Annotated in this window: 17 protein-coding genes and 1 pseudogene; 8 read left to right on the top strand and 10 right to left on the bottom strand. The window is 62.8% G+C overall.

The window, feature by feature from the left end; all coding sequences use genetic code 11:
* Positions 1–139: 139 nt before the first annotated feature.
* A complete protein-coding gene (locus HAP48_RS14850) occupies positions 140–406 on the bottom strand; it encodes a helix-turn-helix transcriptional regulator (RefSeq protein ID WP_166213151.1) in 267 nt (88 codons plus the stop codon).
* 84 nt (positions 407–490) lie between these two features.
* On the opposite strand from HAP48_RS14850, the gene HAP48_RS14845 reads away from it, so the two are divergent.
* Complete coding sequence (locus HAP48_RS14845) at positions 491–1,330, top strand: COG3904 family protein (protein WP_166213153.1); 840 nt, start codon at positions 491–493, stop codon at positions 1,328–1,330.
* Positions 1,331–1,486: 156 nt separating this feature from the next.
* On the opposite strand, the gene HAP48_RS14840 is transcribed toward HAP48_RS14845, so the two are convergent.
* The 5 genes from HAP48_RS14840 to HAP48_RS14820 all read right to left on the bottom strand — a co-directional run bounded on the left by HAP48_RS14840 (position 1,487) and on the right by HAP48_RS14820 (position 9,807).
* Positions 1,487–2,233, bottom strand: coding sequence for a M48 family metallopeptidase (locus tag HAP48_RS14840; RefSeq protein ID WP_166213156.1), 747 nt, complete (start codon positions 2,231–2,233; stop codon positions 1,487–1,489).
* Entirely contained in the window at positions 2,233–5,280 is a 3,048-nt protein-coding gene (locus HAP48_RS14835; protein ID WP_166213158.1) for a type I restriction endonuclease subunit R, read from the bottom strand. The genes HAP48_RS14840 and HAP48_RS14835 overlap by 1 nt, the downstream gene beginning before the upstream one ends.
* Complete coding sequence (locus HAP48_RS14830; protein WP_166213160.1) at positions 5,277–6,470, bottom strand: restriction endonuclease subunit S; 1,194 nt, start codon at positions 6,468–6,470, stop codon at positions 5,277–5,279. The genes HAP48_RS14835 and HAP48_RS14830 overlap by 4 nt, the downstream gene beginning before the upstream one ends.
* The gene (locus HAP48_RS14825) at positions 6,460–7,974 is read right to left on the bottom strand and encodes a type I restriction-modification system subunit M (RefSeq protein WP_166213162.1); all 1,515 of its coding nucleotides are present in this window, start codon (positions 7,972–7,974) and stop codon (positions 6,460–6,462) included. Before HAP48_RS14825 ends, HAP48_RS14830 begins: the two co-directional genes overlap by 11 nt.
* A 774-nt stretch (positions 7,975–8,748) precedes the next feature.
* Positions 8,749–9,807: a polysaccharide deacetylase family protein gene (locus HAP48_RS14820; RefSeq protein ID WP_166213164.1), complete on the bottom strand. Its 1,059-nt coding sequence runs from the start codon at positions 9,805–9,807 to the stop codon at positions 8,749–8,751.
* A gap of 519 nt (positions 9,808–10,326) precedes the next feature.
* Between HAP48_RS14820 and HAP48_RS14815 the strand changes: the two genes are divergently transcribed.
* Positions 10,327–10,542: a hypothetical protein gene (locus tag HAP48_RS14815; RefSeq protein ID WP_166213166.1), complete on the top strand. Its 216-nt coding sequence runs from the start codon at positions 10,327–10,329 to the stop codon at positions 10,540–10,542.
* A gap of 16 nt (positions 10,543–10,558) precedes the next feature.
* On the opposite strand, the gene HAP48_RS14810 is transcribed toward HAP48_RS14815, so the two are convergent.
* The 4 genes from HAP48_RS14810 to HAP48_RS14795 all read right to left on the bottom strand — a co-directional run bounded on the left by HAP48_RS14810 (position 10,559) and on the right by HAP48_RS14795 (position 16,099).
* Positions 10,559–12,304, bottom strand: a complete 1,746-nt coding sequence (locus tag HAP48_RS14810) for a TRAP transporter large permease (protein ID WP_166213168.1) — start codon at positions 12,302–12,304, stop codon at positions 10,559–10,561.
* Positions 12,301–12,969, bottom strand: a complete 669-nt coding sequence (locus HAP48_RS14805; RefSeq protein WP_166213170.1) for a TRAP transporter small permease subunit — start codon at positions 12,967–12,969, stop codon at positions 12,301–12,303. Before HAP48_RS14805 ends, HAP48_RS14810 begins: the two co-directional genes overlap by 4 nt.
* An 87-nt stretch (positions 12,970–13,056) precedes the next feature.
* Positions 13,057–14,196 (bottom strand): TRAP transporter substrate-binding protein, encoded by a 1,140-nt coding sequence (locus HAP48_RS14800; RefSeq protein WP_166213172.1) that lies wholly within the window; start codon positions 14,194–14,196, stop codon positions 13,057–13,059.
* A 223-nt stretch (positions 14,197–14,419) separates the two neighbouring features.
* Entirely contained in the window at positions 14,420–16,099 is a 1,680-nt protein-coding gene (locus HAP48_RS14795) for an MFS transporter (protein ID WP_166213174.1), read from the bottom strand.
* 152 nt (positions 16,100–16,251) lie between these two features.
* Here HAP48_RS14795 and HAP48_RS14790 point away from each other — a divergent pair.
* The 6 genes and pseudogenes from HAP48_RS14790 (at position 16,252) to HAP48_RS14765 (ending at position 23,089) form a co-directional block, all read left to right on the top strand.
* Positions 16,252–17,540, top strand: a pseudogene (locus tag HAP48_RS14790) (hydrolase).
* Between the two features lie 82 nt (positions 17,541–17,622).
* Positions 17,623–19,008, top strand: coding sequence for a cytochrome P450 (locus HAP48_RS14785; RefSeq protein WP_166213176.1), 1,386 nt, complete (start codon positions 17,623–17,625; stop codon positions 19,006–19,008).
* A 41-nt stretch (positions 19,009–19,049) separates the two neighbouring features.
* A complete protein-coding gene (locus HAP48_RS14780) occupies positions 19,050–20,459 on the top strand; it encodes an adenylate/guanylate cyclase domain-containing protein (RefSeq protein ID WP_166213178.1) in 1,410 nt (469 codons plus the stop codon).
* A gap of 154 nt (positions 20,460–20,613) precedes the next feature.
* Entirely contained in the window at positions 20,614–21,117 is a 504-nt protein-coding gene (locus tag HAP48_RS14775) for a tellurite resistance TerB family protein (protein ID WP_166213180.1), read from the top strand.
* Between the two features lie 226 nt (positions 21,118–21,343).
* Positions 21,344–22,123 (top strand): SDR family NAD(P)-dependent oxidoreductase, encoded by a 780-nt coding sequence (locus HAP48_RS14770; RefSeq protein ID WP_166213182.1) that lies wholly within the window; start codon positions 21,344–21,346, stop codon positions 22,121–22,123.
* 162 nt (positions 22,124–22,285) lie between these two features.
* On the top strand, positions 22,286–23,089 hold the full coding sequence (locus HAP48_RS14765; RefSeq protein ID WP_166213183.1) for a glutamine amidotransferase: 804 nt from the start codon (positions 22,286–22,288) through the stop codon (positions 23,087–23,089).
* The last annotated feature ends 45 nt before the right edge of the window (positions 23,090–23,134 follow it).

Genomic DNA, 23,134 nt, shown 5'->3' with positions numbered 1-23,134 from the left:
AGTCTCGCCTGACCTGGATCGCCAGCGTCTTTCCGCACCTCGCGGGCATCGCCGGGCGCCTTTCCTATCCACGAGCAACGCGAAGACAACTTTGATAGATGATGATTGCTTTGTGCCACTTTTGGCAAATGACGATGGGTCAACGCTTAGTAGGCCGTCTTCCTCCTCGCAGAGGCTTAGGAGGCGGCTCGCCCTTCGGCGGAACAAGAAAAAGATCCGGGATGGTTGCTTCAAGGGCGCTCGCGAGCCGTTCCAATACCGCGACGGACGGGTTCTCCAGCCCCCTCTCTAATCGACTCACGTACGTTCGATCAATCTCCGCATCTACGGCCAGAGCCTCTTGGGAGAGTGAGCAACCGACCCGTAGCCGGCGAATATTCCGAGCAACCAGGGCATTCGCGTTCATGCGCGAAGGCGAACACTGAGGTGACTATTAAACCACGGACAATAGTGCTATGATTGGTCAGCGATTTCCGTTTTGGGGGACGGCATGCATTCAAGAAGATGGAGCGGCCTATTAGCTTGCCTGGTCCCGTTTGTTTTGATCACAAGCAATGCAAATGCCGCAGGCGTCACGGGCAGCGTCGATTGTGACCCCACAACGAAGTATTGTTCGATCAAGGGGCTCACAATTGAAGGTGAAATCAGTGATACGACTACGGTCGCGCTCTCCCGGCTGATCGAAACTTTTGGTCGTCTGAGAGATCCAAGTGTTCCATCCAACACTCTTTCGGGCACTATGATTAGGCTGAATAGTCCAGGAGGATCGGTAACGGCGGCGATGGCCATCGGTAGATTGCTGAGAAAAAATAGGATGACAGCATCGGTAAATCCCTACGCTTCCTGTCTCAGTTCGTGCGTGCTTATCTATGCGGGCGCGGCCACGAGGCTTGGCTATAATGAATTTGCACGGGTTGGTATTCATCAACCCTATTTCCAGGTACCGAACCAGAAGCTCGATGCCGAGACCGTTCGCAAAAACTACGATGCGATGCTCGCGGATCTACGGTCCTATTTGCGCGAAATGAACGTCTCCGAACGGCTGGCTGATGAAATGATGAAGACGCCACCGTCGAGCGTCCGGCTCCTGACCGCGGAAGAACAGGAGAGCTTTGGGCTAAGTGTGATCGATCCTGTCGAACGTGAAACTTCCGCTTTGATGGAAGCACAGAACTTGGGTTTGGATCGAATGGAGTACAACCGACGCGATGCACACGCTATGAAGACGTGCCCTCTTGATTCAAGTTTTTTCAGCTGCCACGACCGCTTGATGAAAACGGGAATATCAAATCTCCCCGATCTTAGTAAGTTTGGTACGCCGGTCGAGTGATTTGGTCTAAGCTCTGAGCGAACTGGCTGTGCCATCTGAGCGAGTCGGGTGTACGTGCCAATTTGATGCTTGGCCTGTGCTTAAAGCAATGCTTCGACCTTTCTTCAAGCATACCGGAAGCAGCTACCCGGTCCCACAAGCCCGCCTTCGATCGTCTCAACGGAATCCAACTGTCCGAAGAAACTCAGCGTCGAGTGATGCCTGATGGACATCGAGCCAGGCTTTGGGCTTTTCATACGAGGGCATGATCGACCGCAAAAAGGACCAAAAGGCCCTCCCATGCGAGCGGTGCCTAAGATGCGCCAACTCGTGGGCGACCACGTACTCTAGGACCGATCTCGGCGCGAAAACGAGCAGCCAGTTGACCGTTAGATTGCCGGCGGGACCGCACGATCCCCATCCGCCTTTCATATCGGCGACCCGGATCGAGCGAGGCTGGAGGTTGAACTTAGCCGCGTACGCAGAGGCAATCTCTCGGACATCGCGGCGAACTCGCTGCTTGAGCCAGACAGAGATTTCGGTGGCAACCGCAGCGTCATGATCTGCTCCGACCCATGACGGAACATCGACGACAAATCCGCGGTGGTAGCTGATCTCGATATGCGCTCCATCATGCCGCCGGACAGTCAGACGCGCCATCCGCCCCCGGTACGGGATCTTGGAACCGGTCGCAAAACGAGGGACGAGGGGGCGACGGGCGGCATACAGGTCGACCTCACGTAGGGCATTGAACAGCCACCGCCGCTTCCGCCTCAAGAACGCATCGATCTCGTCATCGTCATCACTCGTCAGGGCCAGAACCTCGACGCGACCCGGCGTGACGGTGATACGTCGCTCGGAGACGGTGGCGGACCGTCGAAGGGCGTAAGAGACCTTGGTCTGACCGATACGAACCACTCCCATCAGCGGACTCCCGCATAGGCGTGGACCGCGTAATCCTCGATCTCATCCCCGAGGACGTTGGTGTCGTTCAAGACAAGCGGACGCAACAGACCGCGGACTTCTCGCCGCAACTGCTTCTTGTATCCATCCATGAAGAACCATGACGGCTGGCTGGCTTGGGCCTTGGCATAGAGATCACCGATTTCTACGGCGACCGTTTGCAGAGGCGCCCGATCTCCTTCTGGCGCGTGCGGCTCCATGATCCGCAGGATGGCGAAGGCGCGCTCGTCCATGCCCAGTTCGTCATGGGCGCCCGCCTCGGTCGTGATCCCGCTAGTCAGGTCTTCGAAGTCTTTGAGCCCCTCAGCGGCGGCGATCTGGCCTTCTTCGAAGCGGCGGATGATCTCCAGCACCCGCTCGGAAAAGCGGCCGTATTGGGCGGGGTTCTTGTCGACCAGTTCGCGGGTGACGCGCTTCAGTTCAGCGGCCTTGCGCACGAACGCCTCGTGAAGCTCTTCCTCTGACTTCTCCTCGGTTCGGAAGTCGTCCTTGAAGTCAGGATCGGTGATGTTGCGGAGGCGGACGGTCGTGGTCAGGCCGGTGGCGCGGACGTGATCCTGCAGCATGTCCCTTATCTTGCCCGAGTAGGTCAGGTAGTCGAGACTTTCGTCCTTAGTAATCGCCTGCTGGGCCAACCTCAGGAATGTCGCCGTCCACTTCATATCCTGGGTAAAGTGGAGGATCGCGGGATCGGGTGACAGGTCGCCGTAGGTCCGCACGAAGTGACGACCCGACCGCTGAAGCTCGAACCAATCATCCTCGCGGCCATTGGAGACTAGCTTCTCAGCGGCATAGGTGGCCGCCTTCTCATCCATGCCGTCGAGGCCCATCAGCCGTCGCTGGCGCATGAACCGGGCATGGGCTTCACGCATATCACGGCGCAGGAGATCGAGGTCGCGTAGGGCATTCTGAACATCCTCGGCGCGATAGGAGGACAGGGCGTCGTCGAGGTGCTGCGTGATGCCGATGTAGTCCACGATCCGGCCGTGCGGCTTCTCGACTGCCGTGCCATCTGGCCCCTTGATCGAGCAGGTGCGATTGGTGCGAGCAATGGCCTGCAGCAAGCCGTGCTCGCGCAGCGGCTTGTCCAGGTACATGACGTGCTCGTTGGGCGCGTCGAAGCCGGTCAGCAGCTTATCGCAGACAATCAGGAAGCTCGGCTCGTCAGAGCTGCCCTTGAACGCCTTTTTGGCGACCTTCTCCCCTTCGGCGTCGAGGTAATAGGCGCGCAGCGCGGTGCGGATGGCTTCTACGTCCGGGTCTTCGCTCGGCTTGTCGTCCTCTTGGCTCTTGGAAAAGACACAGGCGATCATCCGGTCAGCCTTCGACGCCGCATCCGCCTCAGCCATGCCACCTTTCGCCAGATCGGCGGCTATCACCTCGACCAAGGCAGCGCGGTAGAGGACGACGGCCTCACGATCGATGGCGACGATCTGTGCCTTGAAGCCATCCGGGCGGCAGGTCTGCTTGAAGTGCTCCCAGATGTCGCGGGCGATTAGCCGGATGCGTTCGGGGTGTTTGGCGATCAGGGCGAGGCTGACGCCCCTCTGCTTCAACTTCTCGCGCTTCTCGTCGGATAGATCGACGAACCAGCGGTCAAACACGATGTCGATCTCGGCCTCGTTGATCGACCATTCGGTCTTCCGACCCTCGTAGAGGATCGGCACGGTGGCGCCGTCACGCACGGCGTCGTCGATCCCGTATTTGTCGAGGTAGGTCTCGCCCGGCTCGCTGAAGCGAGCATAGGTGTCCTTGTCGGCCTTCTTGATGGGTGTGCCGGTGAAGCCGAAGTAGCGGGCGTCAGGCAGGGTCGCCTGAAGGAAGGCGCCGAGGTCTTTCTCCTGCGTGCGGTGGCACTCGTCCACCAGCACGATCCAGTCCTCTGAGTTCGGGATCGGCTCGTCGGAGCCTTGAAACTTGAAGATGGTCGAAAGCAGGATTTGGCCTGAGCCGCCACGCGCCACGGCCTCGCGCAGTTCGCCCACCCAAGCCGCCTGTTTCGGGTTGGGTAGACCACAGGCGACGAAGGTCTTGGAAATTTGGTCATCCAGATCAATCCGGTCGGTCAGAACGAGGATGTTGGGGTTCTGAAGCGTCGGCGCGTCCAGCATCAGATGGGTCTTCAGCTTCAGGGCAAGGAACACCATCGTCAGGCTCTTGCCCGAGCCTTGTGTGTGCCAGATCAGGCCCTTCTTCTTGCTCCCCTCGACGACGCGGTTCACCGCTTTGTTAACGGCCCGGAACTGCTGATAGCGGCAAACCTTCTTGATCCGCCGCCCGTTGTCGGGGTCAGCCTCGAAGACGATGAAGTGGGCCAAGAGATCGAGCAGCCGCGACGGCTCCAGCAGACACCACAGGTCTTTGGTCAAGTCGTCGGCGAACTCGTCGCGCGAGCGCGGCCACGGATCGGGCCACGGGGCGAAGAACTCCGACGGGGCGCCGGTCGCGCCATATAGCGTCGCCATGCCGTCGGTGACGATGTTGAAGACGTTGGGATAGAACAGGCGCGGGATGTCGCGCTCATACTGCTTGATCTGCTCGAACGCCTGACCAGAGCGGTCCGCCGCCTTCAATGGACACTTGGCCTCGATCACAACCAGCGGGATGCCGTTCACAAATACCACAAGGTCAGCGATCCGCGACCGCTGCGCCTCAACTTTGAACTGACGCACGACGTGGTAGCAGTTCCTATCGGCCCGCTTAAAATCGATCAGAGCGACCGGCTTCTCCTTGGCCTCGCCTTTCAGTCGCCGGGAATAGGCACCGCGCAGACGCCGCTGCCATTCCTCACCGTCCGACAAGGTGGAGAGGTCGCTGTAGATCGCCTTGGCATCCTCGACTCCCATCCCCTCGTTCAAAGCCTGGAGAGCCTCGATCAGCACGGGCTTCAGCAGGACGCGGTTCGCCTCCTGCCGCATCGCCATCGCCGCCTCGGGATGAAGCGCGACGTAACCCATCGCCATCAGGGCATCGAGCGCGGGCTTTTCGGCGAGGCGGTATTCGCTCATGCGGGCACGCGCACATGGCCGAAGAGGAGGTCTGACTGAAGAGCCGCCTTCATGCGGACGAGACGGATATGCTCCTCACCTGACCGCACCATTGCCAAATCCATGTCGGTGATGGTCTGCGAAAGCTCGATCTGGGTGGGAAGATCAGGGAGGGGGACTTCGACTTCCGCGATGGTATGAGCATCCAGCTTCTTGGTCCCATGGGTAGCCGTGTTCACCTGCTTGAGTAGACCGTGCTCTTGATGCTGCAGGCACAGCTGGACGAACTTCGGGATAGCTCGACCATTTGGATGAAACGCCTTGATGTCCTGATTGTAAGTGGCAGCCATCGCCGTTGTGGCAGTGGGAATCGCCTTCGCGAGGATCATCCCCCGTACGACAAGGAGCAGCGTTCCGTTCGGAACCATCTTACACGCGCCCCCAATCGCTTTTTCAGCCACGGTACTTTCAGCGCGAGTGACGACCGGACTTTTCATATCGCGAGGACAAATCCACGGAACGTCGCCGTTCCAGAGAGATTGATCAGCCTTGGGAGGTGTGCCTCCACTCGACCATCGGCCAAGGTCTCCGAGCTTCACAGGTTCCCAAGCAGACTCCTCAAACGCGGCGTGAAGCGTAGCAGCCCGCACGCGGGACATATGCATTATTGATGCTCTGTTTGCCAAGATGGCTTCATCTACCGACCGCAGCACCTCGGCGATCCGCCGCTGCTCATCGACCGGGGGGAGGAGGATTGGCAGCAGTTTCGCGGTGCCTCTGCTCAACTCTTTAAAGGTGCTTCCGCCCGCCGCCGCCGTCAGCAAGTCCCTCTTCGCGTTTAGCCAGTGACAGAGAAATTCGGGGACGCAGTCGCTCGAACAGGCAAAGTTCAGGAAGCCCTGATTGGTGGCCATTGGCATGTCATTGATCACCGCGTAGCCGATGGTCGCTCGCGACGTCATCAGGACGGTATTCGGTGGATTAAGCTTGAGCGAGCACTCCTTCAGCGCACGCTCGGAAACTTGTGCTTCGGTGGTGGCTATCCGAGTTTGCCCCAAAGGCAACGAGGTGACATCCGATGGTGTCGCCCACGGCACCGTCCCATGAGTCCAATATGCGCCGTTGGACTTCGACGGCGTCGTGCCGCCGGATAGCGCAGCTATCTCTCCCAGTTTTGCTGGGAGCCAGCCCTTCGGCACCTCACTCGACATAGCCGAGCCTTTTCAGGTGTCCAAACATTACCGCCTCTGCCTCGTCGCGCTTGGCGATCAGGTCGTGGAGTTTGGCGACCTCGGCCGCCACATCAACAGCCTCGGCATCCGCGCCGGTCTGGACATAGCGGCTGATGTTCAGGTTGAAGCCGTTGGCCGCGATCTCAACCACCGGCACGACGCGCGCCAGCTTCTCGATGTCGACGAAGCCATGGAAGGCATCCGTTAACATCCGCACGTTGGCGTCGGTCAGGTGGTTCTGTGCCTTGCCCGATGTGAAAGTGGCGTCGCCGTTGATCACCAGCACCTTGCCCTTGCGCTCGGCGGGTTTGGCTTTCCGGACGATCAGGATCGCGGCCGGTATGCCCGCACCATAGAACAAGTTAGGCGCCAGCCCGATCACCGCCTCGATGATGTCGGCCTTCAACATGCCCTCGCGAATGCGGCCCTCGGCACCTCCCCGGAACAGCACGCCATGCGGCACCACAACGCCCAGCATACCGTCGTCCTTTAGCGAGGCGATCATGTGCTGAACGAAGGCGAGGTCGCCGTAGCCCTTGGGCGGCACTCCGTACACATCACGACCGAACGGATCGCCGTTGACCCAAACCTCGTGACCCCAGACCTTCTGCGAGAAGGGCGGGTTGGCCATCACTCTGTCGTAGGCGCCGACGCCGGGCGTGAACTCCTGCGCACGGGGGTCGTATCGCTTGGGGTCGAGGATGGTGTCGCCTTTGCCAATGAAAGCGTCGTCGATGTCGTGGAGGAACAGATTGATCTGGGCGATGGCCCAAGTGTCCAATTCCTTCTCCTGCCCATAGAGCGACAGGCTGCGCGGGTCTTGACCCTTGTGCTTCAGGTGCTGGACCGCCTCCAGCAGCATGCCACCCGAGCCGCAGGTTGGATCGTAGATCGACATACCGGGTTGGGGATCGAGGCACTCGACGATCAGCTTTACGACCTGCCGCGGGGTATAAAACTCGCCGCCCTTCTTGCCTGCGCCCTCCGCGAACTGCTCGATCAGATACATGTAGGCGTCGCCTAGCATGTCAGGCGGGACGTCCCTGTTCCGCAGCCGGTGTTTCTCGAAGTGGGCGAGCAGCTTCTCCAGTCGGGCGTCGGGGAAGCGTTCCTGATTGGCAAAGTCCACGTCACCGAACACGCCGCGAAGACGCAGGTTGGCATCTTCAATAGCGGCGAAGGCGTTGTTCAAATGCTGGCCGATCTGGGTGGAGTGCTTCCTAACAGCGGTCCAGTGATGCTGCGGCGGAACATGGAAGCGGTGCTCGTCGGGATCGGCAGCCTCCTCCCGATCTCCAGTCTCAGCCAGCAGAACCTCAAATTCCTCGTCCCACACGTCACAGAGGCGCCGGTAGAACAAGAGAGCGAATATGTAGTCCTTGAACTTCCCCGCATCGACGTGACCGCGGAGGATATCCGCAGCCTGCCAGAGATGTCGCTCCAGCTCCTCAAGCGTCATCCAACGTACTGATTTATCGAGCATTCCGCCCCCGACTCGTACAACTACGACCACCCTGACCATTGCGGCCGCTTATCACGTCTTGATCTCGCCAAGCATACGGGCAATTGCCGTGGAGGCATATGGCTTACCGCTCTCCCTGGTAAAGCCGACCCGGGCGAGTTCAGCCGAGATGTCCCCGAGCGAACGTCTGTTTACATCGAGTCCGCAGGGGCGTGAGAAGAGTACGGTTCAATGCGCCACCGCCAAGTTCAGCGCGGAATCGGAGACTACGGCGACACCTACTACCTCGTCGTGCACTGAGAGCGGTTGAGCTACGCAATCGATCGGGAGCGATTCGCGGATGTAGTGGAACTTCTGCATCAGGCCGAAGTACAGATCTACGAGCGAGCGAAGCTGCGGATCAGCTAACAAGCCTAGCGATCGCGCCGCTTCATCGCTGCATGCCGCTCGGTCTAGTCGTTCTGTGCAACGTTCAAACACGCGATTTATCCTCGGCAACCCCGCAATTCTGTGGTCCTTTTCGTGGTCCGTTTTAAGAATCGCGCAAGAAATTTCGAGCAAAATCAATCCAATGCGCCCTAAGTGCGATGCTCTCTTGCTACTTTGCATGGGGTTGTTTTCGATATTTTGGTGGGAGCCGCAGCCACCGGGCGTGATGGTGCCACTCTCGAAGGCGCATAAGCGTTCAACGTCGTCCGGCCGTGGCGGACCAGCAGAAGGTGGCTGCGATCAGAAAGCGAAAGCGCCCCTGGATCGGATCCAGGGGCGCTTTGCGTTGAGAGTGCGTCCGCTGCGTTACTCGGCGACCGTCTGCACGACGTTGCCGATTGGCCGGCCCGTTGCGATCGGCTTCTCGGTCTTCGCCATCATCGCGTCGTATTCGGGCAGCGTCTCGAGCTGGGTCTTGGCCTTCATCCAGACCACCTTGTAGCCGCCTGCCTTCAGCTTGCGCAGCAGCGTCGGCAGCGCCTGCGCGGTGTGCTTCTGCAGGTCGTGCATCAGGATGATGCCCTTGTGCTCCTTGTCGAGCTTGGTCATCACGTTGTTGATCACCTCGTCCGCGCTCTTGGACTTGAAGTCGTTGGAGTCGACGTCGACGGAGAACATCGCGATGTTGCGGGTGCCGAGATAGGCGGTTGTCGCCGGCGTATGCGCCAGTGCCGGGAAACGGAAGAACGGGGCCGGGTTGGCGCCCAGCGCCAGCTTCACCGCGCTGAAGCCTTTCTCGATCTCGTCCTTGGCCTGCTGCTCGGTGAGCTTCTTGTTCGCCAGATGCGCATGCGACCAGGTGTGGGCGCCGATGGTGTGGCCGGCGGCGGCGACCTGGCGGAGGATGTCAGGGTGATAGGTGGTGTGCAGGCCGATCGGGAAGAACACCGCCTTGGTGCATTCATCCGCCAGCGCCTTGAGCACGGCGGGCGTGGTCGGCCACGGACCGTCGTCGAAGGTCAGCACGACCTCCTTGTCGGTCAGGAAGTCATACTGCTTGTACTGCAGGAAGCCGAAGCCCGGGCCGCCATTGGTGTCGACCACGACGGTGCGGCTGATGCCCAGCGCATCGGGGTTGGCGCATTTGGGTGCGGCCGCGACGGGAGCCGGCATCGGCGCCGGCGCGGGGGCCGCGGCCGGGGCTGCCGCCTGGGTGGCATCGGCGCGCTTCGACAGCGCGGCGGTCGTCTCGACATCGTCCCTGGCGGCCTGTTTCGCCGCCGCCGGAAGCGGCTCGGCCTTGGCTGCGGCCGTGGTTTGCGGAGGAGCCGCGTCGGCACGCGGGGAGGAGGTCCAGAACCACACACCGGCGATCACGATCGCCGTTACAACACTGGCCAGCATCAGGCCCAACGCACTACGCATCGCTTCTACTCTCTCGGAACTCGGGATACGCCACAGCCGTAACGAGCGATTAATGCCAACAAGGTCTTAACGCGATCCCAACACGGCGCCGGAACGGCAAGAAAAAGCGGTCCTTACCCAGCCGCCGCTCAGCTGGAAGCGATTATTGACCATGCAGGCGGTGATCCCCGGAATGTTCGGGATCTCGGCTGGATCGCGATCTCGCCGCACAGCGCACGGCCGCCGCAGAGTGATTGGCGCCGGATCGCAGCGGGCAGGCCTGCGGCGACGAGACGCAGGCCGTCCCCGGGCGGCCGTCTCCGGCGGAGCCGGCTCGCTCCGCCGTTTCAAGCTTCTCCGCGGCACTGAAACGCTATAGACCAGCGGCGCATTCGCTGGAGCCTTTGTCCGTTCCGATGGAATCGGAACGGGGCTCCAGGTTCTTGTATTGACGCGTTTTCTTTACGCGAACCGGTACCCATCCCGCATCAAGTGCGGGACAGGCTTCGCTCGAAAACGCTTTTGTAGAGGCTTTGAAAGATGACCCGATTTCTGTTCGCCGTCGTTCCGCTGGTTCTGTTGACGTCGGCCGCCTCGGCACAGCAGCAGGGGCGTGATGCCTGCTCACGCGATGCCTCGCGGTTCTGCCGCGCCCATCTCAGCGAGGGCGATCAGGTCGTTTTGGCCTGCCTGAAGCAAAATCGCGCCCGGCTGAGCAAGGCGTGCCAGCAGACGCTGATCGATCACGGGCAGTAAAAGCCGTTATCACACCTCAGCCGCCATAGAGGTAGTTCGGCAGCCACAGCGTCATCCCCGGCCAGAGATACATGATCACCATGCAAAGGATCACGATCAGCATGTAGGGCATCATGCCGGCGAAGATCTGGTTGAGTGTGACGTGCTTTGGTGCGACGCCCTTGAGGTAGAACGCCGACATGGCAACCGGCGGCGAAAGGAACGCCGCCTGCAGGTTCACGAACACCAGCGTGCCCCACAGGATCGGGTCGATGTTGAAGTGCTTCAGCATGGGCAGGAAGATGGGCACGAAGATGATAATGATCTCGGTCCATTCGAGCGGCCAGCCGAGCAGGAAGATGATCGCCTGCGACAGGATCATGAACTGCACGGGCGTCATGTTGAGCGAGAGCACCCAGCTTTCCAGCAGGGCCTGACCGCCGAGGATGGCGAACACCGCCGAGAACAGTGCGGAGCCGACGAACAGCCAGCACACCATCGCGGTGGTCTTGGCGGTCAGGAACACCGCTTCCTTTGTGCGCTTCCAGTCCAGCGTGCGGGCTTGCACGGCGAGGAGGAAAGCGCCGGCGGCGCCGACAGCAGCGGACTCGGTCGCGGTCGTGATGCCAAACAGGATCACGGCCAGCACGACCGCGGTGAGGATACCGAGCGGCATCACGGACGAGGTCAGGAGCTTGAGCACCTCGAAGCGCTCGCCGTTCATGCGCCAATAGGAACGCGCGGTCCACAGGGCCAGGATAGCCGCGCTGACGGCGAACCAGAGATAGAACTGGAAGTCCGGCCCCTTGTCGGCGCGCGTCGGTTCCGCCGATACGGCACTGCCCAATTGCTCCAGACCCTCGACCGCTCCCGATGCCGCGGCCGCCTGCTGGTGGATCACGACGTACCACCAGACGGTTGACAGCGTGCCAGCGGTCAACAGGAACGGCACCAGCGCAACCAGGCCATTCTGCAAGATCGCCCGATAGCTCATCGGCTTGCCGTCGAACTCGACGCTCCTTGCCTTGCCGGGCGAAATCAGAGCCTTCAGCAGGGCGACGAACAGGTTGGGCGAATAGAGCGTCTCAAATCTGGTGATCCAGGCAGGGACCTCGACCCGGGTCTGCTCCTCCGGCAAGGGCGGAGCGATTTTTGGATTTATCAGTGCCCAAGCCACGATATAGACCAGGTATAGGAAGGCCAGGAAAAAGCCCGGGAACATCGCGGCCGCGTACAGCTTGACGATGGATTGTCCGGCAACCGCCGCATAGACGATGATCATCACCGAGGGCGGGATGAGGATCCCGAGCGTGCCGCCGGCGGTGATGACGCCGGACGCGAGCTTGACGTCATAGCCGGCCCGCAGCATCGGATTGAAGGCGATCACGCCCATCAACACGACCACCGCACCGACCAGTCCGCTGGCGATCCCCCAGAATGTGCAGACGATCAGGGTCGTGACCGCGAGCGAGGCCGGCATGCGGCGGAACGCGAGCTGGATCGAATGGAACATCTTGTCGACTAGCGCGCCGCGCTCCATCACGTATCCCATCAGCACGAACAGCGGGATGGAAATCAGCACGTCGTTGGTCATCGCGCCGTAGGTGCGCTGGACCATCAGCTCGAAGACGCGGTTCTGCGTCCAGTGCTGCGCCGGGTCGTAGAAGGCGATGAAGCCGAAGAACATGCCCAGCCCCATCAGCGTGAAGGCCGTGGCAAATCCCATCATGATGACGACGACGATAAGCGCCAGCATCAACAGACCGAGTGCCGGATCGCTCATGTGTTCACGTCCCCGCCCATGCCGCGCTGCCGTGCCATTTCGTCGATCCGCTGCGCGCCCTCGATGGCGAGCTTGCGCGATTCCTCATCGACATATTCGCTTTGCGCGAGCTGCTGTTCGACCACATCGATCTCGGTGACGTCGGCGAGCCGGCCCGGCCATTCGCCCGTCTTCAGGCACGCGATGCAGCGCACGATCTCAGCCAGCCCCTGCAGCATGATCAGCGCGCCGGCGATCGGTATCACCGATTTGAAGTGGTAGATCGGCGGGCCATCCGCCGTCACGTTGGAGTGCTCGGCGATCCGCCAGGAGTCCGCAGCGTAGAAGGTGCCGGCATAGATCAGCGCTGCGATGCCGGGCAGGAAGAAAACGATGTACAGCACGAGGTCCAGCGAGGCCTGGGTGCGCGGCCGCATCGAGGAATAGAGGAAGTCGCCGCGGACATGGGCGTTCTGCGCCAGCGTGTAGCCGCCACAGAGCATGAACAGCGTGCCGTACAGCATGTTGTCGAGATCGAAGATCCACGCCGTCGGCATGTTCATGACGTAGCGCTTGAACACTTCGACGCAGACGACGCTCATCAACAGGATGATCAGCCAGGCTGCGGCCTTGCCGACCCAGGTACTCAGGCGATCAATCGAGTACAGAAAACCCTGGACGCTCATGTGGTACGACCACCCGGCGCTAGACAGTGCCATGGCACAAAGCGCCATCCGGGTCGTGCCCTGGATGTCGCCTTGCGGCAAGCAGGATCAGATATTCTTGGCCGCCGCGTTGGCGCCAAAATAGTGTTCAAACGCCGTGCGGCGGCTGACCACTGTATCCATCTCCCATTGCAAAGCCCTTTTCGCGAAGGCGATCTGCGATTGCAGGATCTCCTTGAAGATCGGATTTTCCGCAGCCTTCTTCTTCACGATGTCGTCGTAGAGTACGAGCTGCTGCTTCAGGATGCTGTCGGGCGTCTTGTAGAACTTGACGTTATCCTTGGTCTGCAGCTCGATGTAGTCCTTCGAGTAGCGATCGATCGCCTTCCATGACATTTCGGCCGAAGCCGCTTCGACGGCGTTCGATATGATGGCCTTCATCTTGTCGGGCAGCGCATCGTATTTCGTCCTGTTGAAAGTGATCTCGAATTGCTCGGCGTTCTGATGGTAGCTCTGCAGCATGCAGATCTTGGAGACGTCGGGGAATCCGAGCACGCGATCGGACGTGGCGTTGTTAAACTCGGCCGCATCGAGCAGGCCGCGGTCCATTGCCGAGACGATTTCGCCGCCCGGCAAGGCGTTGACCGCGGCGCCCTGCGCCGAATACAGGTCGATGGAGATGCCGACCGTCCGGAATTTGAGCCCCTTGAGATCCTCGGTCTTGGAGATCGGCTTCTTGAACCAGCCGAGCGGTTGAGTCGGCATCGGTCCGTAGGGGAATGAGACGACATTGGCGCCGATCGACTCGTACAGCTTGGCGAGCAACTCCTTGCCGCCGCCGTATTTGTGCCAGGCCAGCAGCATGTTGGCATCCATGCCGAAAGCGGGTCCCGAGCCCCACAGGGCGAGCGCCGTCTGCTTGCCGTAGTGATAGACGAGCACGCCGTGGCCGCCGTCGAGCACGCCTTTGGATACCGCGTCGAGCAAGCCGAACGCGGGCACCACGGCACCCGCCGGGAGCACCTCGATCTTGAGATCGCCGCCGGTCATGTCGTTGACCTTTTTCGCGTAGTCGAGGGCGTATTCGTGGAAAATATCCTTCGAGGGCCAGGTGCTCTGCCAGCGCATGTTGATCGGCCCTTGGGCGCTGACGACGGTCGGGGCGACGACGGCGGTGGCAGCGCCTGCCGCAGCCGCTTTCAGAAAGCGACGACGACTGGAAGTCTTGTCCTTGGTTCGTGTGATCATGGTGTTCTCCCGAGGTGAACGGCCCTTGGGTGGGTCGGTCGTTTTCTATGTTGGCCGCAAGTCTAGGCGTCGGCGCTCAAATTTACCAAGCGACGCGGTGACGCGACTCGCCGGGTGGCGCCGCCTTGATCGGCTCGATGAGATCAGCCGGCAGTCCGGCCGAGGGCCAGATCCGTTGCGATGCCCCGTCGTGGGGAGAGGCGATTGCGGGGCGGTCGCCGGATCAGGTGCTACTTCCCGCCGCGGTCGCGACCACCGGGATCACCTCCTTGGCGGCGCGGTCCGGGGTCTCGTCCTTCCAGCGCACCGATCCGAACGGGCGCTCCAGCATCCGGCGCACGCGGACCGGCTCGGCGCCGATGTGGAAGTCGGCCGCCTTCTGGTGCAGTTCGCGTTCGATCTGGGTGGCGCGGTTGCGCTGGCGCAGGAAATCGAGCCAGGTCGGGCAATGATAGCGCTCGGTCCACAATTCGGGATCGGCGATGTCGCGCGCGATCGACCAGCCATAGGCGCCATTGCGCTGCCGGCTGAGCTGCACATCCTGCATCACATTATGGAAGGCGCGGGCATTCTCCTGCGCCACCCGGTATTCGATCTCGACCACCAGCGGCCCGCTACGTCCAGAAAGTTGCAGCCGCACCTCGGGATCGGCCAGCGCTTCCGTCGCGTCCTCGTTGCGCGCGCCAATCGGCGGCATCCGCAGCCAGAGGCCGAGCAGCGGCGACAGCAGCATCAAGCCGGCGGAGATCAGCAGCGCCATCTCGACGCCGCCCAAATCCGTGATACGTCCCCAGCCCCAGCTTCCGATTGCGATGCCGCCGGCGATCGAGGCTTGAAAGGCCGCCAGCGAACGGCCGGCGACCCAGCGCGGCGCCGAGAGCTGCACGCCGATATTGAACAGCGCGACCGCGAGCATCCACGCCGCACCGGCAACCACCAGTGCTGCGGCGGTGATCACCGGCTCCTTGCTCAGGGCGACTGCGGCGATCGCCGCGCCCATCGACAGCGCACAGGCGCGAATCGCGGCTTCGCCGCTGAGCCGGCTGCGGATCTCGCTGATGTTGAGCGCGCCGATCACGGCGCCCATGCCGAACGCGCCGAGCATGATGCCGTAGGTCTGCGCGCCGCCATGCAGCAGGTCGCGCGCCACCAGCGGCATCAGCGCCGAGACCGAGCCGCCGATGATGCCGGTCACCATGGTGCGGGTCAGCACGATCCTGATCGACGGCGAGTTGGTGATGTAGCGCACGCCGGAGACGATGGCGCGGTTCAGCCGTTCGCGCGGCAGCCGCGACGGTTCGCTGACGCGATTCCACATGAACAGCACGACGAGCAGCGGCAGATACAGCACGGCATTGGCCGCGAAGGCCGCCACCGCACCTGCGGAGGCCACCACGATGCCGCCGATCGCGGGGCCGAAGCTGCGCGCGATGTTGTAGCTGATGCCGTTCAGCGCGACCGCGGCAGGCAGCGTCTCCGACGGCACCTGCTCGCTGACCGAGGATTGCCAGGCCGGACCGAACAGCGCCATGCCGCTGCCGACGACGAAGCACAGCGCGAGCAGGATGTTCGGCGTCACCAGATTGAGCCAGGCCAGCACCGTCAGGGTGGTGGCGCCGGCCAGCGCGATCGCCAGCGACACCAGCGCGACGATGCGGCGGTCATGCATGTCGGCGATGGCGCCGGCCGGCATCGAGATCAGCATCACCGGCAGCATCAGCGCGGTCTGCACCAGGGCGACCTTGTCGGCCTCCGAGCTCATCTGCGTCATCGCCCAGGCGGCGCCGACGCCCTGGATGAGGATGCCGAGATTGGAGAGCAGGCTGGCGAGCCAGATTCGCCTGAAGATTGAATGCCGCAACGGTGCAGTGATACTGTCGGGACGCTTCCGCGCTTCGGTCATATCCGGTTCCGCTTGGCCTGCTATAGCTTGTTGAATGATTCCGGCAGCATCAACTGATGCCCGCGAAACGCGTGTCCTGTCCAGCAATTACGGTATCCTTGGCGGGCGTAGGGCACAGCTAAAGCCCTGAAAGGCTTGGGGAAGGGGAATCGATGGCGCTGTCGCGGCGGAGAATTCTGCAAGGGGCCGGCGCGCTGTCCCTGCTGGCGGGCCGGCTTGCCGCCCCGGCCCTGGCTCAGTCGGCCTTGGCGCAGCCGGCGCCGGCCGGCGACATCCCGCCGATCCTGTTCGTGCAGGGCAATGGCGATCACGCGCCGCTCTGGATGACGACGCTCTGGCGGATGGAGACGAACGGCGTGCCGCGCGAGCGCCTGGCCGCGCTCAATTTCACCGACCCGCTGGCGCGCACCGACGACAAGGTCGAGCAGGCCAACCGCTCCTCGACCGAGGACCAGCACCGCGAGCTCGCCGAGGCGGTGAGGGAGCTCAAGCAGCGCAGCGGCGCCGCGCGCATCGCGCTGGTCGGCAATTCCCGCGGCGGCAATGCGATCCGCAACTACATCAAGAACGGTGGCGGCGGCGACGTCAGCCACGCGGTGCTGTGCGGCACGCCCAATCACGGTGTGTATGCGTGGGATGACGGTCTCGGCAACGAGTTCAATGGACGCGGTCCGTTCTTGCGCGCCCTGAACGACGGCGACAGCGAAGTGACTGTTGGCACCGCATTCCTGACCTTGCGCAGCGATGGTCTCGACAAATATGCGCAAGCCGACGGCCGCTTCGTCGGCAAGCCGGGCACGCCGACCAATGTCACGGCGGAAGGCCCGGCGCTGAAAGGCGCGACCAACCTGGTGCTCGGCGCGGTGGACCATCGCGAGACCGGGTTTCATCCACGGGCGTTTCGCGAGATCTACCGGTTCATCGCGGGGCACGAGCCGTCGCGGATCGAGATCGTGCCGGAGACGGCGGTGCGGCTGAGCGGCCTCGTCACGGGCACGCCCGGCGGCGTGCAGACCAACCGTCCGGTGCCGGGCGCCACGGTCGACATCTACCATGTGTCGGCGGAGACCGGCGAGCGCAGGGGCGGGCCGCTGCACAGCTCGCAGACCGGCGCCGACGGCCGCTGGGGTCCGGCGCAGGTCGATCCGTCCTGGCCGCTCGAATTCGTGCTGACCTCGCCCGATGCGATGACGACGCACATCTATCGCTCGCCGTTTCCGCGCTCGTCCGAGATCGTGCATCTGCGCGCGGCGCGGCCGCAGCTCGCCGCAGATGCCGGCGCAGGCGCCATCGTGCTGATGTCGCGGCCGCGCGGCTATTTCGGACTACCGCGCGATATCGTGCTGTTCGACGGCAAGGAATCTTCAACCAGGAGCGCATCGTGATGCGGACCTGGCCGGCATTGGAGAATCGCATTGCGGTCGCCGAGCTGACTTATTAGGTCTGGTGAAGGTCCGCGCGCCTTCATGGCGCCGGGATCGCGTGGCTGGATCGGCCGTTGCGTGAGGCAGGAAGCGAGGACCATGAGCATAGCCGAAGTCTACGACATCACGGTCACGCGGCGGCCCCTGGTCCCGCCGGCGCCGCCGCGCGCGCCCGACGATATGACCGCGCTGCAGCGGATGCGGGTGATGCGCAACTCGCCGATCGAGACCTGGGGGCAGCGCGCCTATGAGGACGATATCGTCCAGGGCCGCTTCCTCCGGCACTCGAGCTTCATTCTCAACACGCCGGATGCGATCCGCCACGTGCTGGTCGACAATTACGAGAACTATACCCGTACGCCGGCCGGGCTGCGCGTGCTGCGTCCGATGCTGGGCGAGGGACTTCTGATCGCCGAGGGCCGGGCATGGAAGCATCAGCGCCGCACGCTGGCACCGGCGTTCACGCCGCGCGCGGTGACGACGCTGGTGCCCTCCATGATTGCAGCAGTCGACGAGACGATCGCCAAGCTGAAGGCCGCGAGCGGCGGTCCCGTCGATCTGCGCGAGGCGATGCAGCGCATGACGCTGGAGATCGCCGGCCGCACCATGTTCTCGTTCGGCATGGATCGGCACGGTGCCGCGCTGCGCGACTTCGTGATGGAATATGGCAACACGCTGGCGCGGCCGCATATGCTCGACCTGGTGTTGCCCTTGAGCTGGCCGACCCCGCAGGATTTCCGGCGCGCCCGTTTCCGCAAGCGCTGGACTGCTTTTGTCGGCATGCTGATGGCCGAGCGCCGCGCCGCCGGCAAGGATGACAACGCGCCGGCCCGCGACCTGTTCGACCTGATGGGTGCCGCGCGCGATCCCGAAACCGGCCAGGCCTTCACCGACGCCCAGCTCGGCGACCAGGTCGCCACCATGATCCTGGCGGGCCACGAGACGACCGCGACCGCGCTGTTCTGGGCGCTCTATCTGCTGGCGCTCGATCCCGAGACCCAGGAGCAATTGGCAGCAGAAGTCGGGAGTGCGGCGAGCTCAGGCGTGCTCGACATCGAGCGGCTGAAATTCACCCGCGCCGTGGTCGATGAAACCATGCGGCTCTATCCGCCGGCGTTTTTGATCGCGCGCGCGGCAGGCGGGCCCGATACTATCGCGGGTCGTTCGGTCAGGAAGCATGACGTGATCCTGATCGCGCCGTGGCTGTTGCACCGGCATGAAAAACTGTGGCGCGAGCCGAACGCGTTCGTGCCGCAGCGTTTCATGACGGAGACGCCGCCCGATCGCTTCGCCTATCTGCCGTTCGGGGTCGGCGCGCGGGTCTGCATCGGCGCGCATTTCGCGCTGGTCGAGGCGACGCTTGCGCTTGCGAAGCTTATCGGCGCGTTCCGCGTCGCGCTGGCCGACAAGGATCCAGTGGTTCCGATCGGCGTGGTGACGACACAGCCGAACCGATCCCCGGTGTTTACGATCAAGCCGCGCTAACCTTGCGCGGCGGTGTCCCAATGCTCACCTAGGTGCTCACCATGAGCGATACGCAGGCCCATTTCGCAGTCCTCAGGCAGACGACCGATCCGGCCGTCGTCGATGCCATGCAGCAACTGATCACTGACGGCCATGATCGCGAGCTTAATCGCATCAACGTTCTGGATTTCTCGCGCCGCACCGGGCTCGACGAGGAGCAGGTGATCTCCGGCTTCCTGCATGCCTCCCGGCTTGGCCTGTTCGACATGAGCTGGAACGTGCTCTGTCCGGGGTGCGGCGGCGTGCTCGATGCGCATTCGACGCTGAAGTCGCTGCGCCATGACGACTACAATTGCGCGCTCTGCGCAGCCGGTTACGAGGCGTCCGTCGACGAGCTGGTCGAGGTTGCCTTCACCGTCAGCCCGCGGGTCCGTCGCATTGCCGCGCACGAGCCGAACACGCTGCCGATCTGGGAATATTTCCGGCAGATATTCTGGAGTTCGGGGATCGAGTTCGACGAGAGCTCGGTGTCGACCCTGATCAACGAGGTGACGTTGGAAGGGCTCGAATTGCCGCCCGGCGAGAAGGCGATCCTGTCGCTCAATCTGCCCAGTGAATTCGTCATCGTGTTCGAGCCGGTGACGCATTCGGCGCACTTCTTTGCCGTCGAAGGCGAGCCCACCACCGATCGCCAGCAGTTCTCGATCGCATTCAACCAGTCGCATGCGCCGACCGGCACCTCGACGATGCGGCCTGGACCGCTGCGGCTCTCGCTGGAGAATCATGCCGACGTTCGCGTGCTGCCGTCGGTATGGATCGCGGGCGATCCACTGCACAAATTGCTCGGCAAGCGCAAGCCGATCCTGACCGCAAAGCGGATGCTGTCGAACCAGACCTTCCGCGATGTGTTCAAGGCCGACAATCTCACCGTCGACCAGCGGCTGAAGATCACCGCGCTGACCTTCCTGTTCACCGATCTGAAGGGCTCGACCGCGCTCTATGAGCGGGTCGGCGATCTCGCCGCGTTCGATCTGGTGCGCGCGCATTTCCACGCGCTGCTCGAGATCATCGCCTCCGAGCACGGCGCTGTGGTCAAGACGATCGGCGACGCCGTGATGGCGACCTTCATCCGGCCCGAGCACGCCTTGTCGGCGGGCCTGCGCATGCGCGCCGCGATGAAGCAGCTCAACACCGAGCGCGGCAAGGAAGATCTGATCGTCAAGATAGGCATCCATGAGGGACCGTGCCTCGCGGTGACGCTGAACGAGCGGCAGGATTATTTCGGCCAGACCGTGAATATCGCGGCACGGGTGCAGAGCCTGTCGACGTCGCAGGAAATCCACCTGACCCAGCCGGTGATGGAATCGGCGGAGGTCGCGGGCATTCTCGATCGCGAGGCGATCAAGCCGATCCAGAAGGAAGCGGCGTTGCGCGGCATTGCCGACAAGCTCGTGGTGTACGAGATACCGTAGTCATATTGCTGAAACGTAATGCTTGCCGAAACGTAATGCCGCTGCGGGAACCCGCGCGGATTGCGCCGGTTCTGTTTCCACGCCATATAGATTTCAACAGGGCATGATCCCGATCATGCTCAGATCAAACAGGCTTCATTCCACAGAGAGAGCGATGCTCGACGGACTCCGCCAATTCATTGCCGATATCGTCTCCCCCGATGCACAGGCCGACCGCAGCTTCGACGACGGCGATTATCGGCTGGCGGCGACCGCGCTGCTGGTGCATGTCGTCTCGCTCGACGGCGAACCGACAGTGGCCGAAAAGCGCAAGCTGCACAGCCTGATCGAGAGCCGGTTTCAGCTCGATCCCGGCACCGCCGACAAGCTGATCGCCTCCGCCATGCGGGTCGAGGGCGAAGCCGTGGATCTCTATCACTTTACCAGCGTGATCATGCGCTCGGTGAACGAGGAGGGACGGCTGCGCATCGTCGAGATGATGTGGGAGCTGGTCTATGCCGACGGCCAGGTCAGCGAGTTCGAGGACAATGTGGTCTGGCGCGCCGCCGATCTGCTCGGCATTTCCTCGCGCGACCGCATCGACCTCAAGCATCGGGTCGCCGAGAAGCAGGCGGCGCTGCCAAAAGGCCCCTGGGGCACCGCGGACGCGGCAATCTGACACGATGGCCGGCGCGCAAGCGGAGGCCCGTTTCCGGCGTCTCGGATGACGAAACTTTAATGTCCGCCGCGATTGCGGGCAATCCGACTGAAAATCTGGCGTTTCATTGCCAAACCAGCGCCTAGCCGCTGTCCACAAGCTTACACACGGCTTGCGTCCCACCGCATGCCTATGCTCTCGTCGACCTGTTGGGGACCTCACTAGAATTTGCAGTAAGAGTTTGATCGTGGCTGAGCGTGTGACGCTGATAACCGGGGCATCGGCGGGCATAGGCACCGAACTGGCGCGCGTGTTTGCATCAAATGGCCACCGCGTGGCGCTGGTGGCGCGGCGCGCCGATCGCCTGAAGGTGCTCGCCGACGAGCTCGGGGCCAAGGGCGGCACGGCGCCGATCGTGATCCCCTGTGATCTCCAGCAACCCGATGCCGGCGATCGGATCGCGCAGGCCCTGACCGAGGCAGGGGTCGAGGTCGAATATCTGGTCAATAATGCCGGTTTCGGCCTGTTCGGCCTTGCCGTTGAGCGCGACCGTGCCGAACAGCTCAATATGATCAACGTCAACATCCGGGCACTGACCGATCTGACGCTGCGCTTTGCCGACCAGCTGATCCGCAATCGCGGCGGCATCCTCAATCTCGGCTCGATCGCCGGATTCCTGCCGGGCCCCGGCATGGCGGTTTACTATGCCAGCAAGGCCTATGTGCTGTCGTTTTCCGAGGCGTTGCGCTGTGAACTGGCGCCGAAGGGCGTGCGCGTCACCGTGGTTTGCCCGGGTCCGGTGCCGTCCGAGTTCCAGGACCGCGCCGGCTTTGCCCCCGGATTCGATTCTGCCATCCTCAACGTTGCGCCGGCGGAGGTCGCCCGCCAGGCCTATCGCGGCCTGATGGCCAACAAGCGCGCCGTGCTGCCCGGCGCCTTCATCAAGCTTGTGCCGTTCCTGCTCCGGCTGTTTCCGCGCTCCTTCATCCTGACCGCGGTCGGCGGTTTTCAGCTGCGCAAGCGGTAGAGCTTCCAAAACACCCCCAGCATCGCTGTTAAGGCTGTTTCTGGCCCGCGATTTGCTTCGCACGGGTGTGCGCAAACTCACACGATGTTAACGACCGCTTAGCTATGATCGCGCCTTACGTGCCGAATCTTCAAGCAGAGGCCAAATCTTCAAGCAGAGGCAATGTCGTTCCGGTCTGACCAAAGCCGTGTCGTGGTGCCCTTCGCGAGCCGAAGGCCGGCCGCGGTCACGCCGGCGGACCAAGCGTTGCTACGGCCGGTGCTGATCGTGCTGCATCGGGAGACATCGACGCCCGGCCGGATCGGCAACGCGCTGCGCGCGCTGGGCTACCCCCTCGATATCCGCCGTCCGCGCTTCGGCGATGCGCTGCCCGACACGCTCGAGGCGCATGCCGGCGCGGTGATCTTCGGTGGCCCGATGAGCGCCAACGATCCCGACGACTATGTGCGGCGCGAGATCGACTGGATCGCGATCCCGCTGCGCGAGCAGCGCCCGTTCCTGGGTATCTGCCTCGGCGCCCAGATGCTGGCGCGGCAGCTCGGCGCCGACGTCGCGCCGCATCGGCAAGGCCGGGTCGAGGTCGGCTATTACCCGATCAGGCCTTCGGCGGCGGGCCGCGCATTGTGCCCGGACTGGCCGGCGCGCGTCTATCACTGGCATGGCGAAGGATTTCGATTGCCCGACGGCGCGGAGCTGCTCGCCGCGGGCGATGATTTCCCGGTGCAGGCGTTCCAGTTCGGCAACGCCTTCGGCCTGCAATTCCATCCCGACGTGACCTACGCGATGATGCATCGCTGGACCACACGCGGGTGTGTGCGGATGGATTCGCCGGGCGCTCAACCGGGCCATCTGCACTTCACTGAGCGCGCCGTGCACGATGCCGCCGAGCGCGCCTGGCTGAAGCGTTTCATCGATGGCTGGATCGCGCGCGTGCCGCAGCCGGTGATGCTGCAAGCCGCGGAATAGCCGCCGCGCGGAATTTCGCGCCGCCGTTTCATTTGCGCCGATGTG

The sequence above is a fragment of the Bradyrhizobium septentrionale genome, assembly GCF_011516645.4.
GTDB lineage: Bacteria > Pseudomonadota > Alphaproteobacteria > Rhizobiales > Xanthobacteraceae > Bradyrhizobium > Bradyrhizobium septentrionale.
This window is presented reverse-complemented; position numbering and strand designations above follow the sequence as displayed.